Below are 16,070 nucleotides of genomic sequence, written 5' to 3' on the forward strand. Positions count from 1 at the left end.
AGGCACAGGCACAGGCCCAACTCCGACCTCAGCCGCGGCCGCGAGGCTTTGCCCAGCCCCAGCCCCGGACCTGGACCTGGACTCGCGACTCATAGGGTCTTGTCCGGGACTGTAAAAAAGACGGTGTAACTCCTGATCAAGGAGACACTTGATGAGCGTGACGACAGACGCCGTGGATACTTCCGCGGTGGCGAAGAAGAGAACTTCGGCGAGCACGCCGGAGGGCGTGGATGCCGAGCTGGTCGGTCGGCTGGTCGAGCAGGCCCGCGCGGCGGGCCTGCAGTTGACCGGCGAAGGCGGTCTGCTGCAGCAGCTGACCCGGCGGGTGATCGAGGCCGCGTTGGACGGGGAGATCACTGACCATCTCGGCTATGACAAGCACGATCCGGCCGGTAAGGATGGCGGGAACTCCCGTAACGGAACACGCACCAAGACAGTGCTCACCGATGTGGGCCCGGTCGAGATCACCGTGCCGCGTGACCGCGACGCCTCGTTCGAGCCGCAGATCGTCAAAAAGCGGCAGCGGCGGTTGACCGGGGTCGAGGACATGGTCCTGTCCCTGTCGGCGAAGGGCCTGACCACCGGGGAGATCAGCGCTCATCTGGCCGAGGTATACGGCGCTGAGGTGTCGCGGCAGACGATCTCGACGATCACCGACAAGGTGATGGACGGCATGGCCGAGTGGCAGAACCGGCCCCTCGACAACGTCTATCCGGTGATCTTCCTGGACGCGATCAACGTCAAGATCAGAGACGGGAAAGTCGCCAACCGGCCCATCTACGTCGCTCTCGCGGTCACCGCCGAGGGCAGCCGCGACATCCTCGGGTTGTGGGCCGGCGACGGTGGTGAAGGCGCCAAGTTCTGGCTGAACGTGTGCACCGAACTCAAGAACCGCGGTGTCGAGGACGTGCTGATGGCCGTCTGCGACGGCCTGACCGGCCTGCCCGACGCCATCAACACCGTCTGGGCGGAGACCGTGGTCCAGACCTGTGTGGTCCACCTGCTGCGCAACTCGTTCAAATACGCGGCCCGCAAGGACTACGACGCGGTCGCGAAAGCACTCAAGCCGATCTACACCGCACCCACGGTCGCCGCCGCCGAGCAGCGTTTCCTCGAGTTCGCCGAGACGTGGGGCCCCAAGTATCCGGCGATCGTCAGGCTGTGGGAGAACGCCTGGGCCGAGTTCGTGCCGTTCCTGTCCTTCGACACCGAGATCCGTAAAGTTATCTGCTCGACCAACGCGATCGAGAGCGTGAACGCCCGGATCCGGCGGGCCGTGCGAGCTCGCGGGCACTTCCCCAACGAGCAAGCCGCTCTCAAATGCGTCTACCTCGCGGTGATGGCCCTGGACCCGACCGGAACCGGCCGGCGACGCTGGATCAGCCGATGGAAACCCGCCCTCAACGCCTTCGACCTCGCCTTCGACGGTCGACTCACCACCGGCCGAAACTAACCCCCAAAAATCGAGTTACACCGTTCTCTTTACAGACCCCCTTGTCCGGCAGGGGCAGTGGGGCCGTCGGGTCGGTGAGGGCCTGGGTGAGGAGGGTGAGGTAGCGGGTGGCCCAGGTGGCGACGGTGGGTTCGGTGAAGAGGGCGGTGGCGTAGATGATTTCGAGGCGGAGGGTGCCGTTGGGGAGGGGCTGGAGTTGCCAGGCCTGGTCGCCTCGGGCGCCGGGGAGGTCGATGGGGCGGGCGGGGGCGGGGGTGAGGCCGGGGAGGCGGAGTTCGGTGTCGCCTTCGTCGAGCATGGCGAAGTAGACGCGTTCGGGGGACGCTACGGCTTGGGCCAGGGCTGCGGTCTGGGTGCGGGACGGGATCGACTGCATGGCCAGCATCTGCCAGGTGGCTTGGGTGGCGCGGTCGACGAGGTCGTTGAAGGTGCGGGCGCCGGTCGTGGGGATGATCAGCCAGGCCGCGTTGGCGAAGACGCCGACTACGCGGTCGAAGCGGGCGTCGGGGCGGTTGGCGACGGTGGAGTTGAGCGGGATTGTTTCGGCGCCGGTCAGGTGGTGAGCGAACCAGGCGAAGGCTGCGGCGAGGACGGCGTACGGAGTGCTCGTTCGCTCAGTTGCGTACGCCGAGAGTTTGTCCATAAGAGCAGATGGCAGATCGGTGTAGTGCGCGGCGCCTGCTCGGGATTGATCGGGGGTGCGCGGGTGGTCGGTCGGGAGGACAAGAGTGTGCAGGCCCGGGGTGACCGTGTCGGCCCAGGTCTGCAGGTCCTGGCGGGTCTGGGGGTCCTGCAGGTAGGCGCGTTCCCAGTCGGCGAAGTCGATGAAGTCCGCTTCGAGCACCGGTAGGTCGGCGGGAGTGTTCGTTTGTGCGGCGCGGTACAGCTCGGCGAGGTCCTCGGTCATCACGCCGAGGGACCAGCCGTCGCAGACGCCGTGGTGGATGGCCAGCAGCAGTTCAGCAGTGGGCTCGGTCGCAGCGGGCTCGGTCGCAGCGGGCTCGGGAGCGGGCCGGGGCGTCGGCTCCGAGGCTGGCGGGGGTGTTGGGGACGGGGTGGGCGGGGGTGTTGGGGACGGGGTGGTGAGTAGGGCCGCGCGGAAGCCGGGTTCGTCGTCCAGGGCGAAGGGGAGGGCTGCCCACCGGGCGGCGATCGTGTTCCAGTGGTCGCGGGGCTCTGTGCGTACGGTCAAAGGGACCGGGAGGGGGCGCAGGACCTGTTGGATCACGGTGTTGTTCTGCACCGCGTAGCGGGTGCGGAGGGCGGGATGGCGCTCGGCCAGAGCGGTTATGGCCTGTTGGAGCGCGGACCGGTCGACGGCGCCGGTCAGGGTGAAACGCACAGCGATGGTCAGGACGCTGGGGACGTCGCTGGCGAGGGTGCTTTCGCGCTGACGCGCTTGGACCACCGCCGCCGGGGCGCTGCGTACCACCTCGGGGTCGGCGCCTTTCCGCAGGAGTTCCGCCATGCGGTGGATGGTCGGGTGCGCCAGGAATTCCTGTACGCCCGGGGCGCGCCCGAACTCCGCACGCACCCTGTTGAGGAGCCGCACCGCTCCTAACGAATGGCCGCCGGCGGCGAAGAACGTTTCGTGCACACCGATCGGGGTGCGGCCGATTTCCGCGCACCACAACTCGTGCACCCGGGATTCCAGAGTGTTCGCGGCGCTCATCGGTGTGGCGGCCGGGATGATCGGGGTGGACAGGGCTGTGCGGTCGAGTTTGCCGTTTGCGGTGACGGGCAGGGCCGGGAGCAGGGTCCACTGTGACGGAATCATGTACGCGGGCAGGTCCGTCGCCAGCGCGTTTGTGAGCGATTCCGGCGTGACCGTGTCCGAATCGGCGACCACGTAGCCCGCGAGCATGACCTCGCCGCGGTGGTCGGGCAGGCTGCGCACGGCTGCCTCGCGGACACCGGGGAGGCTGCGCAGGCGGTGCTCGACCTCGCCGGGCTCGACCCGGTAGCCGCGGATCTGGACCTGCTCGTCGTTGCGGTGCAGGAATTCCAGTTGCCCGTCGTTGCGCCAGCGCCCGACGTCGCCGGTGCGGTACGCAGCCCCGAACCTGTCGTGCTGGATGAACCGCTGCTTCGTCTCGTCCGGGGCACCGAGGTAACCGTCGCTGAGCTGCACGCCACCGACGTACAGCTCACCGGGGACGCCGGGCGGGACCGGTTCGCCGTGCTCGTCCAGGACGCGTACCCACATGCCGGGGACCGGGCGGCCGATCGGTGGCGCCTCTACCGTTCCGGGAGTGACGCGGGCGGTGGTGCAGGCGACCGTTGCCTCGGTGGGGCCGTAGATGTTGGTCAGTTCGAACGGCAGGTTCGCCGGGCCGCCGTGGCGCAGCCGGTCGCCGCCGACGACGAGGTGGCGCAGTGCGGGGGTCTCGCCGGTCCAGTCGAGATCCAGCAACAGCTCCCCCATCGGTGTGGGGAACATCGCGACGGTGATCCGGTTGTCGATCAGCCAGCGTTGCAGCTTCTCCGGTTCGAGGCGGATGTCGTCGGGCACGGGGAACAGGGCCGCGCCGGCGCGGACGGCCGGCCACACCTCGACGCAGGACGCGTCGAAACCGGGGCTGCAGTACCAGCTGAGGCGGTCGGCCGCGGTGATGCCGAGGTCGTCGATCCACCAGGCGACGGTGTTGGCAATGGCGCGGTGCGGGATGCGGCAGCCTTTGGGATGGCCGGTGGAGCCCGAGGTGTAGAGGACGTATGCCGTGTCGTCCAGGCTCGGGGTCACCGGCTCGAATCGGCCGTTTGTGTCGACTGTGGACATCATCTCCGGGGTGACCACGGTGACTAGCTGGGCGTCGGCGGCGATCTCCGCGCGGCGGGCGGCCGGCTGTGCGGGGTCGAGCGGCACGTAGCCCGCGCCGGTCCACAGTGTCGCGAGCATGGCGGTCACCGCGTCCGCGCCGCGGGGTAGTTCGACGCCGACCAGGGTGCCCGGGCCCGCGCCGGCTGATCGGAGGGTGGCAGCGAGTGCCGCTGCCCTCTCTTGGAGTTGCGGCGCGGTGGTGACGCCGGTCGGCTCGTGGACGGTGACGGTGACAGGGGTGGTGACGACGGGCGCGGGGGTGGTGGCGGCGGTCGGATCGTGGGCGGGGGTGGTGATCGGCGTCTGGGCGTACGGTGCGGGTTGGCCGCCGTGCTGCCAGAGGGTGAGGTGGGCTGCGTCGGCTGCCGTGAGGCGCGGCAGGGAGGCCAGTGCCGCGCCGGGGCGGGCGAGGCCGGTGCGCAGGGCCAGGAGGAACTGGTCGAGCATGCGGCGGGCGGTCGGCTCGTCGAACAGGTCGGTGGCGTAGTCGAGGCGCAGGTCGCGGCCGGTGAAGGAGAAGGTGAGGTCGAACGGGGCTCGGCGGGCTGCCAGCGGGAGGGGGTCGGCGTCGACTCCGGGCAGGTCGAGGGCGAAGACGGGGGCCCGGTCGTACTGGATGACGACGTCGAAGAGCTTGTCCGCTTGTGACGCCGCGAGGATGGCGGGCAGGCCGAGGCTGCGGTGGTCGTGGGCGTCCAGCACGGTGGTGCGTACCGAGCGGGTGAGGTCGGCGAAACCGTCGCGGTCGTTGACGCGTACGCGGATCGGCAGGGTGCTGAGATACGGGCCGACCTGCTGTTCCGTGCCGTCGGGACGGTCGGCCACGGGCGAGCCAATGATGATGTCCGGCTCGCCGGTCAGCCGGCGCAGGGCGATGGCGAGCGCCGACACCAGCACCGTGTAGACGGTGACGCGGTGCTCGCGGCAGAACTGGGCGATCTGGTCGTGCTGGGCGTCGTCGATGGTGGCGCGCACGTTGTCGCCCGCGCCGGTCGGCCGCAGCGGCCGGGGACGGTCCGCCGGGAGCTCGGCACGGGCCGCGCGGCCGGCCAGCGTTGTCACCCAGAACTGCCGGTCCACGTCGTTGCGGGCGCTTCCCGGCCTCGGCGCCACGGGCAGCTCCGGAAGTCTGGGATCCCTGTCGTCTTTATAGGCTCGATAGGCGGTGGAGATTTCGCTGGTGAGGATCTCCGCCGACAGCGTGTCGATGACCAGGTGGTGCATGCGCAACACCAGCAGATGCTGTTGCGGGGCCTCGCGGATCAGGCGCGGCTCGAACAGCGGACCGGCAGCGAGGTCGAAGCGGTGCCGGGTCTCGGCATCGACCGCCTCGGTTTCGGTCTCGCCCTCCGTGACCGGCAACGGGCGCGTCCGGGCGTCCCCGACCCGCATGCGCGGAGCACCTTCGACCTCGGCAAACGTGGCACGCAGGACCGGGTGCCGCTGCACGACCAGATCGAAGGCCGCGCTCAGTGCGGTGACGTCGAGGTCGCCGGTGAGACGGACAAAAACCGACTCTGTGTACGCGGGACCGGGCCCCGTCTGCTCCGCCAGCCACATCTGCTCCTGAGCCGGGGTGAGCGTTTGTGTCCGCTCCCCCACCTTCAGCAGGTCGCCCAGTTGTTCGATCCCGGGCAGCGCGGCCAGCATGCGCTCAGGCGGCACACCGAAATCGACGAAGCAGCCGACCTCGTCGACGCCCAGCTCGGTCAACCGGGCGACCAGCGGCGCGCACTCCCGCGCACTACCGATCAGTGCCCGGTCGGTGGTGTAGCGCTCATATGCGCGGCGCAGCAGGAACTCCAGATCGTCCGCGGGCGTCGAGTCCAGGTCGATGTGCATGCCCAGACTGTTCGTGAGCTGTCCGAACAGCGCCAGCGACGAGCGCAGGTAGTCGCAGAACGGCTGGAACGCCTCTGCCCTCGCCCGCTCGCCGTCGTCGCCCAGGTAGGTGTGCAGCAGCAGCACCACCCGTCCGGCCTCCGGGTCGAGGCCGGCGTCGTGGCGCGCTGCCCGGTAGATGGCGATGTTCGCGGCCAGCTGCTCGACGGTCTGCGCCATGAGGTTCGTGATGACGCCGAGGCCCGCCGCGCCCGCGCGGCGATAGCTGTCCGGGTTGCCGACCACCGCCGTGTAGAAGTCGGGCATCGGCTGGACCGGGCGCGGGAACAGACGTACCTCGGTCGGGGTGCCGTCACCCGCCGTGCCCGTGACCGCTTCACCGCGCCACAGCTGTTTGATCCGGTCGATGCCGTCGTACATCCGGTCGCGATGGTCGCCGTAAGCGTGGGGGGCCAGCACAAAATCTCGCGCGTGCCAGCCGCTCGCACACCCGAGTGCCACCCGCCCGCCGGACAGATTGTCCACCATGGACCACTGCTCGGCGATCAGGATCGGGTCGTGCAGAGGAAGCACTACACAACCGGCCCGCAAACCGATCCGACTGGTACGGGTCGCCAGCGCCGCCGCCAGCACAGCCGGATCGGGGAAAATACCCCCGAACGAGTCGAAGTGGCGCTCCGGCAACCAGACCGCGTGCAGTCCGTGCTCATCACCGAACGTCGCCGCGTCGATAATCGCCGCGTATTTCGCCTGGGCACTCTCTCGCGGGTAGTCCCCGAAGAAGTAGAGGCTCAGATCTGGTTGCTTCGGTGCTCGCCTCGGCGCTTGCTTTACCGCTCGCGTCCCGGGTCTCGTGGCGTTGAGCGTCCTAGGAACCTGGGTTGAATGGGTGAGCGCGGGGCGGTCTGACGGCCCGTTGGCTGCTGCGGGGGATGCGATAACTCCGGGCCATGTGGTGGCCGCTGCGGCTGCGGGATCTGGAATTGCGGGAGCTGCGGAAGCCGCCGTGGGTGCGGGAACCGTGGGTGCGGGAGCGCTCATGGCTGAGGGAGCCGCCATGGCCGCGGGGGCCGCCACGGCCATGGGGGCCGTGAGCGCGGGCGCCGTGAGCGCAGGAGCCGTGAGCGCAGGAGCCGTGAGCGCAGGAGCCGTGAGCGCAGGAGCCGTGAGCGCAGGAGCCGTGAGCGCGGGTGGTTCGGGGCGGGGGAAGAAGCCGGCTGAGCGGAGGTCGGTGAGGCTGGTTTTGGCTGCGTCGGTGATGAGGGTGAGGTCGGCGTCGGTGTGGGCGGTGGAGAGGAAGAAGTTGCGCCATTCCCAGACGTGGACGCCGTTCAGCAGGAGGTGGTGGAAGAACAGGTCGAGGCTCGCCGTGGAAGTGAAGCGGAACAGCGAGCCGAAATGCTGGACGCGGAGCGGGAATTCCTCCTCGGCGAAATAGTCGTTGAGGGTGGCGGCCAGGCCTGTCGTTCGCGCGTTCAGGCGCTCCTGCAGGGCTGGGCCCTCGTCGCGCAGATGCTGCAGGACCGCCTTCGCAGCCACCATGGACACGGGATGCTGCAGATAGGTGCCGCCGAAGAACGTGGTGTCCTGCGGTGGTGAGCTGGCGTCGCCGTAGCTCCAGAAGCCGCCGTCGACCCAGTCCATGATGTCCGCGCGGCCCGCGATCGCACCGATGGGGTAGCCACCGCCGAGGACTTTGCCGTAGGTGGCGAGGTCCGCGCGTACGTTGAAGAGGCCTTGTGCTCCTTGCTGGTGGGGGCGGAAACCGGTGAGCATCTCGTCGAAGATGAGCACGATGCCGTGCCGGTCGCAGAGCTCGCGCAGGTGCCGGACGAACTCCACGGGCTGGCGGTCGGGGTGCCGGCTCGGGACGGGCTCGATGACCACCGCTGCGATCTGCCCGGCCTCGCGGGCGATCGCGTCCAGGCTTGCCGGGTCGCCGTAGGTCAAGACCCGGATCTCCGCCACGGCCGAATCCGGGATCCCCTCCGAAACCGGCACCGTACGCAGACCCGCGCCGTCCGGCACCGACCGGCTCAGCACCGGATCGATGTGCCCGTGGTACGAACCCTCGAACGTCACCACAACCGAACGGCCGGTGTACGCCCGCGCGATCCGCAACGCGCCCGAGTTGGCCTCGGTGCCCGTGGTCGCGAACGCCGCCCGGTCCATGCCGGTCAATTCACACAGTAGCTCGGCGACCTCTCCGGTCTCCTCGCTGCGCGGGCCGAACCGCATCCCGGCGTCGAGAAACGTACGGACCGCATCGGTGACGAACGCGGGTTCATGACCGAACAACAGCGTGCCGAACCCCATCGTGATGTCGACATAGGGGTTTCCGTCCACGTCGATTATGTGGGCGCCCTCGGAGCTGCGGGCCGCGATCGGGTAGAGCATCTCCTTGGTCGCCCGGCGGAAACCCACCACCGCCCGGCTGTCGGCCAGTCTGCGGCGGTGGCGTTGGGTGATCTGTTTCGAGGTTGCTGTGCGGGCGGTGTAGCGCTTGATCAGATCGTCGACGTGGTGTTGCTGCCGCTCGTTCAGCCGTCCTGCGGTCGCGGCCCGGGGGATGGCCAGCGGGCGCGGGCCGAACTGGGCGCCGGCGGACGGGCCTTGAATGGATGGAGCCGGCGGCACGGACGCCGGCTGCGGCTGCGGCAGGGGCTGCGGCTGCGGCTGCGGTGAGGGCTGCGGTGAGGGCTGCGGCTGCGGTGAGGGCTGCGGCTGCGGTGAGGGCTGCGGCTGCAAGGTCTGCGGCAAGGGCAAGGGCAAGGGCAAGGGCGAGGGCTGCGGCAAGGGCTGGGAGGGAGGCTGCGCGGGGGCGGGCTGGAGCGGTGCGGACAACAAGACGGGCGGGGGCAGCGGGGAGGGGGCCGATGAGGCAGCGGCTGAAACAGGGGTGGGCAGGGCGGATGCGGGGGGCGACGGGGCGGTGGGGTTCGCGGGCATCGCCTGCAGCTGCTGGGCCATGAGGTCGGTGAAGCGGCCGATCAGGTCGAGTTGAGATCGGACTATCTCGTCCCGGGCGGGTGAGGCTGAGCCGGGCGGGGGTGAGAGGTATGCGGGCGCCTCGGAAGGGGGCGACGCCGCGGGTGAAGCAGGCGGAGCGGCGGCCGGGACGGATGCGGGAGCGGCTACCGGGGCGGACGGGGTGGTCATGGGATTTACCGCCGGGGCTGGGGCGGCTGCCGGGCCGGGCTCCGCAGCCGGATAGGTGGCAGCGAGCGGGGCGGCAGCGAGCGGGGCGGCAGCGAGCGGGGCGGCAGCGAGGAGAGGTGATGAGGGTGGCGCGATCGCCGGAACCGGAGCCTGGAGGGGAGATGGGGACGGGACGGTGGGGGCGGTGAGGGTGGCTTGTTGGGTGGGCGTCATGCGGGTGGTGATGGTTTGGGCTAGGAGGGCGGCGGTGTCGTAGTCCTCGAAGAGTTCTCGCATTGCTACTCGGATTCCGAAGGTGGATTCGAGTTCGCGGAGCATGTTGATCATGAGGAGGGAGTCGGCGCCGAGGTCGAAGAAGGGGCGGTCGGTGGGGAGGTCGGCTGGGTCGGCGCCGAGGTGGCGGGCGGTGATTTCCTGGACCCGGGTGAGGACGATGGTGGCCACGGCCGGGGCTGCTGCTGCTGAGGGGTGGGAAGGCATGGCGGCGGGACCTCCAGCGGCAGGGAGCACATCGGCGAGGGTAAGGGGGTTGAGCACGGTAGCGGTGGGGCCTGCGCCGGCTTCGGAGTCAGCGGCCGCACCGGATGTGGGAGTCGGTGGGGCGGCGGGGTGAGGAGGCGTGGCTCGGGTGTGCCAGTGGGGGGTGGGGCGGAAGGGTGTGGTCGGCAGGGGGATCCGGTGGGCGGGTGGAGTCAGGGGGGTGAAGGTGATGGGGAGGCCGGTGCGGAAGAGGTCGGCGGCGGCTTGGGGGACGCCACCGGTTTTGCGGGTGAGGGGGATCCAGGTGGTGTCGGGCCAGGATTGGCCGAGGGCTGTGAGGGTGGCGGCGGGGCCCAGTTCGATGAAGGTTCGGTGGCCGGCGGTGTGGAGGGATTGCAGGGCTGTGCGGTAGTCCGCTTGGGAGCGGGTGTGGTGGGCCACGTGGGTGCCGTTGAGGAGGGTGCCGGCGGGGTGGTTCGCCAAGGGGATTTGGAGAGGGTGCCAGTCCAGGAGGTCGGCTTGGGTGGCCAGGTCGGTCAGGATGGGGTCCATCGCCGCGGAGTGGAAGGCGTGCTCGGCGGGGAGGGGGCGGTAGCGGATTCCGGCGTCGTCGAGGGCTGCGCGGGCCTGGTGGATGGCTTCGGGGGCGCCGGCGATGACCTGGTTGTCGGGGCCGTTGCGGACGGTGTGGGTCAGGCCCGGGAGGATTTCGCAGATCTCCGCGGCTGTGGTGTCGTCGGTGAAGACCGCGATCGCGGTGCCGGGGGCTGTGCGGTGGCGCATCAGGTTTCCGCGCAGGGCGGTCAGGAACAGGGCGTCCGGGAGGTTCAGGGCACCGGCTAGGCACAGGGCTGCGTACTCTCCGGCGCTGTGTCCTATAAGGATGTCGGGGGTGATGCCCATGGCGGAGAGCAGGCGGCCCTGGGCCACCTGGATGGCGAGTAGGGCGGGTTGTTCCAGGGCGGTGTTGCCGCGTGCGGAAGTGAACAGGTCGGTGCCCCACCAACGGTCGTGGAGTGTTGCGCATTCGCGCAGTGTGTCGCGGGCGATGGGGTAGCGCATCAGGTCGGCGGCGGCGCGGGTGGTGTCGGTGCCCTGTCCGGAGAGGGCGAAGACCACTGAATCCGGTGCGGCCGTCGCCCTTCCGGTGACGCCGTTGCGAGGCAGTGGAACCGTGGCGGACCGGAGTGCGGCAGCGTGCTCCCGCAGGGATTTGGCTGTCTCGGTGGGCGTTTCGCCCCAGACCACGAGGCGTGAGGCGTGGCGTCGGCGGCCTTCGCCGAGGGTGGTCAGTACGTCGGGAGGAGTCGGTGGTTCGGGCTCGTCCAGGCGGTCGGCGAGGCGTTCGGCCAGTGTCGCAAGGGGTTCAGCGGCCACAGCCGACAGCGGGATGAGATAACCGGGCATCGAAGACGCGGCCGGGGTGGAGGGCAGGATCGGCGCGGCGGGCGACGCTGGGGTGGGTGGGGCTTGTTCGATGATGATGTGGGCGTTGGTGCCGCCGACGCCCAGGGCTGAGATGCCCGCCCGGCGGGGTTGTCCGAGGGGCCAGGGAGCTGCGGCGGTGGGCAGGACGAACGGGCTGTCGTCCAGGCGCAGGGCGGGGCTGGGTTGGTGCAGGCCCGCGATCGGCGGGATGACGCCGTGCCGGATCGCGAGGATTGCCTTGATGAGGCCTGCCATGCCGGCGCAGGTGTCGAGGTGGCCGATGTTGGGCTTTACAGCGCCAAGGGCGAGGGGGCGGCGGCGGGTGGCGTACACCGCGCGGAGGGCTTCGATTTCGATGGGGTCGCCCACCGGGGTGCCGGTGCCGTGGGTTTCGAGGTAGCCGATGTCGTCGGGGCCGAGACCGGCTGCGGTCAGGGCGCGGCGGATGACCGTGGCGTGGCCGGTGACCGAGGGGGCGGCGTAGCCGGCTTTGTCGGCGCCGTCGTTGTTGATGGCGGTGCCGGTGATGGCGGCGTGGATGGTGTCGCCGTCGGCGAGGGCGCGGTCGAGGGGTTTGAGGAGGACGGCGGCGACGCCGTTGCCGCCTACGGTGCCGTCCGCCGCGGTGTCGAACGCGCGGCAGGTGCCGGTGGGCGAGAGGATGGAGCCCTGCTCGTAGCGGTAGCCGGCGATGCCGGGGATGTGCAGGGCCGAGGCACCGGCGAGGGCCATCTCGGCGTCGCCGGCGAGCAGGGCGCGGACGGCCTGATGGACGGCGACCAGCGAGGTGGAGCAGGCGGTCTGGACGCTGACCGCGGGGCCGGTCAGACCCAGCTTGTACGCGACGCGGCTCGCCAGGAAGTCGCTCTCGTTGCCGATCGTGGCCTGCAGTGCGGCTACCTGGTCGGCGGGGTCGAGCCCGGCGAGCTGTTCGCGTAGATAGGTACGCAGGGAGTAGAGGTGCATGCCGGATCCGGCGTACAGCGCGATCGGGCGGCTCGTTCCCGCGTACCCTCCGTCTTCCAGGGTTTCGTGGCAGACCTCGAGGAATTTGCGGTGCTGGGGGTCCATGAGCGCGGCTTCGCGGGGGCTGATGCCGAAGAGTTCCGCGTCGAAGCCGGCGATGTCGTCGAGTGCGCCGCTGGCGGGCACGAACTGCGGGTCGTCGATGAGGGTGGCGGGCAGGCCGGCGGTGAGCAGTTCGTCGCGGGTGAAGCGGCGGATACTGATCCGGCCGTCGAGGAGGTTCTGCCAGTACTGGGCGGTGGTGTCGGCTTCGGGGAAGCGCAGGGCGATGCCGATGACGGCGATGCGGGTGTCGGCGGTCGTCGCGAGCGGCGAGTCGGCCGGGCGCTGGTTGCCGGCGAGGTGGGCGGTCAGTGCGGCGGGGGTGCCGTGTTCGAAGAGCAGGGTCTGCGGGAGGGTACGGCCGAGGGACTGCTCCAGCAGGGTGTGGGCGCGCAGGATGGCGACGGAATCGAGGCCGGCGTCGTAGAACGGGGTGTGGTCGGGGATGCCGGGCGGGAGGGCTTCGCGCACGAGGCGCTGGATGCCGGAGTCCATTGTGGGTGACGGGGTCGCTGGGGCCGGAACGGCGGCCGACGGCGTCAGGAGCGACGGGGGTTGGATCAGGCCTCGGAAGCGGGTGGCTGCCGGGTCCACGCCGAGCAGCAGGTGGCCCGGGGCGAGAGTCAGTGCCGTTAGGGTCTGGGCGGCGGCTGCGGCGGGTTCCGTGACGCGGGCGTACCGGCGCAGGGTGTCTTCGATTCCTCGCTGGCCCTGGGAGATGCCGGTGCCCCGCCACGCGCCCCAGGACAGGCACCAGACGGGGTTGGTCGCCGCGAGCTGGTCGCAGAGGGCTTCCAGGAAACGGTTCCCGGCCGCGTAGGCGCCGGCGCCGGCTACCGGGACGCGGGCCACGAGGGAGGAGAACGCGACCAGGCGGCAGCCGGGCCGTCGGGCGAGCACGGCGGCGACTGCCAGAGAGCCTTCCACCTTGGCGTACGTGTGAGCGCGCCAGCGTGCCGTATCGGTGTCCGCGAGGGGTTCGAGGGTGTAGTCGCCGGCGAGGTGCAGCACGCCGTCGAGGGGTCCGCCGTCGTCGTCCTCAAAGGCGGTCACGGCTTGTTCCAGGTCTGCGGCTGAGGCGTAGCTGACCCGATGGCCGGCGGCGGTGAGGACGAGGAGCGCGGGGTCGGTGTCCGGGGAGGCGGATCCACGACCTGTCACCAGCAGATTGAGTCCATAAGGGAGTGACCCGAGCAGGGCGGCCGCTACTCCCCCACGCCCACCGGTTACCAGCCAGCGAGAGCCCCTACGCAGCAACGGTTCCGCATTTTCCGGGGCGGGTTCGGCGTCGTGCAGTCGCCAGACCAGGGGGCGGTCGCGCCAGGCGATGACGGGTTCGTGGTGCTGCCAGTTGGCGTCGAGGGCCTGCTGCAGGGCGGCGGCGTCCGCGGCCACGTCGTGGCCGGGCAGGTCGAGGTGCCAGACGCGCAGGCCGGGGTGTTCGAGGGCGAGGCTCTCGCCGATCGACGCGGTCAGGGCGGCGGGGGCGCTGCCGGGTTCGGTGCCGTCGATGCGGTGCAGGCCGCGGCTGACGGTGACGAGTTCACCGGTCCAGCCGTCGTCGAGCAGGTCGTGGATGAGGTCGAGGAGGCGGTCGGAGCAGGCGGCGAGGGCGGCGTCGGTGGACTCGGGGCCGACGTAGCTGGCTGCGTACACGATGCGGTCGGGATCGTCTCCCGAGGGGAGGGCGAGTTGCGCTGCCAGGCCGAGGTCGTCAGGGATGATCCTGGTCGTGACGGCCGAGGGCCGATCTCGCACAGGAAAGGGTGACCAGCGGCCGCGGAAGACAGAGCCGGTGTCGTAGCCACCGGCGATCCAGCGGGCGCGCATCCCGGCGCGCTGGATCTTCCCGCTCGTGGTCTTGCCGAACTGGTCCGGGCGCACGGCGACGACCGTGGCGCCGATGATCTGCAGCCGTTCGGCGAGGTGGCGGCGGATGCGGCTGAGCAGTTCGGGATCCGGGGCGCCGGTCGGGACGAACAGGACGGCGATACGTTCGATGCCCTCGGCGTCGGGCACGCCCAGGGCCGCGACGAAGCTGACCGCGACGCCGTCCACCTCGCCGACGGCGTCCTCGATCTCGTGGCAGAAGTAGTGGACGCCGTTGACGATGATGACTTCCTTGGCGCGCCCCGTGATGGTCATTCGTCCTTCGTGGACGAAAGCGAGGTCGCCGGTGTCGAACCAGTCGCCGTCGGGGAACGCCTCGCGGTTGGCGCCGGGGTTGTGCAGGTAGCCGGGGAGTACGCGCTCGGAGCGGACCTGGAGCCGGCCTATGTGTCGTTCCGGCAGGGCGGTGCGGCCGTCGGCGGCGGTCACGCGCATCTCGGTTCCGGGCACGGGCGGGCCCATGCTGAGCAGGGTGCTGTCGCCCTGGGCCGGCCGGTCGTGCAGGTCCAGTCGTACGCCGCCCGCGCCGACCCGCACGTGCTGAGCGGCCGTGTCGTCGAACGGCTGGTAGCCGGTGACCGTACAGGTCTCCGCCATGCCCCAGGCGAGCAACAACGGACGGGCGCCGAGGCCGAACTGTCCGGTCGTTTCTGCAAACTTGCGCATTACCGGTTCGGTGCACTGTTCACCCGCGTTCACCAGGCTGCGTACGTGCCGCAGGTCCCAGCTGCGCGGATCGCCACGACGCAGGGCCTCGGCGACGAGTTTGAACCCGAAGTTCGGGGACCAGCTGTGCTCGGCGCGGTATTCCTGCAGCAGGTCGAGCCAGCGCAGCGGGTCGGCGAGGATCAGCGACGTGGCGACCTGGACGCTCGGGCTGCCGAGCAGGACCGGGCCGAGATGCGTCATGACCAGGGCGGCGACGTGGTCGAGCGGCAGCCAGTTGAGGGCGGTGTCGCCGTCGCGGAACCGGCCGGCGTGCCGGGCGCCCTGGGCGTAGCGGAGCAGGCCGTGGTGGGTCAGCGGGATGATCTTGGATTGGCTGGTGCTGCCCGAGGAGAGCTGCAGGACGGCGACGTCACCGGCGGTGGGCAGGTGCGGGTCGGTGGCGGGTGCGGCGTTGGCGTACGCCGCGAGGTCGTGAACGCGCATGCCGTCGCCGCCCGCGTATCCGGTGAGGGCCGCGACCGTGGCTCCGCCGGACAGGACCGGGGGTTCGCCGAGCGTGCGCCAGGCGTGCATGAGCTTGTCGAGGGTGGCGTTGCGCTGCTCGTATCCGGGTGCCTGGGCGACGGCGACGGGCTGCATGCCGCCGAGCACACAGGCCCAGAGGGCGGTGAAGTGGGCGGTGAGGGTAGGGGCGTGCAGGATCACCGGGTCGCCGGGGCGCAGGCCCTCGCCGCGCAGGCCGGTGAGGGTGCGCAGGGCGGCGTCACGGAGCTGCGCGTAGGTGAGGTGGCGGGTGCCGTCGGCTTCCACCAGGGTCAGGCCCCGGTCGGGGAAGCGGTCGGCCGCGCGCAGCAGGGCTCGGACCAGGTCGGGTGGGTCGCCGGGTCCGGTGGGCAGGGTGCCGCCGCCGATGATCGCGGCCGGCCCCTCCGGTATTTCCGGGGTGACCGGTGTTTCCTGCCGGGCCGATGGAGCCGACAGGGCATGCATGACAGACCAGTCAACAGTGCCTTCATCGGTACGCGCGATGCCCGTCACCGCCGTGACCTGGGGTAATTCCCGCGTGAACGGTAGTACCGCCGCGGTGACGATGCGCCGGGCATCCCTCGCGTCGACTCCCGGCGCCGGCACCACGAAGACCATGCCGGGGCCGGCCGCGTCGGGGCCGGCTGCGAAGTCGGCGATCTCCCTGCAGGCGACCAGCGCGGCGGTCAACTCGTCGAGCTCTGGCATGGAAGGCCTTTCTGCTCAGGCTTGTCT

At 70.4% G+C, this 16,070-nt stretch carries 2 protein-coding genes; one reads left to right on the forward strand and one right to left on the reverse strand.

Translation table 11 applies throughout. The features are described from left to right. Positions 1-151: 151 nt before the first annotated feature. On the forward strand, positions 152-1,453 hold the full coding sequence (locus Ahu01nite_RS32555; protein WP_203840530.1) for an IS256 family transposase: 1,302 nt from the start codon (positions 152-154) through the stop codon (positions 1,451-1,453). Here Ahu01nite_RS32555 and Ahu01nite_RS51470 read toward each other — a convergent pair. Continuing rightward, on the reverse strand, positions 1,434-16,043 hold the full coding sequence (locus tag Ahu01nite_RS51470; RefSeq protein WP_203840531.1) for a non-ribosomal peptide synthetase/type I polyketide synthase: 14,610 nt from the start codon (positions 16,041-16,043) through the stop codon (positions 1,434-1,436). The genes Ahu01nite_RS32555 and Ahu01nite_RS51470 overlap by 20 nt on opposite strands. Positions 16,044-16,070 lie beyond the last annotated feature (27 nt).

This window comes from Winogradskya humida (assembly GCF_016862215.1).
Taxonomy (GTDB): domain Bacteria; phylum Actinomycetota; class Actinomycetes; order Mycobacteriales; family Micromonosporaceae; genus Actinoplanes; species Actinoplanes humidus.

Bases quoted from the DNA above. Each gene is read 5' to 3' on its own strand.
- Ahu01nite_RS32555 (WP_203840530.1), top strand. From the start codon at position 152: ATGAGCGTGACGACAGACGCCGTGGATACTTCCGCGGTGGCGAAGAAG.
- Ahu01nite_RS51470 (WP_203840531.1), bottom strand. From the start codon at position 16,043: ATGCCAGAGCTCGACGAGTTGACCGCCGCGCTGGTCGCCTGCAGGGAG.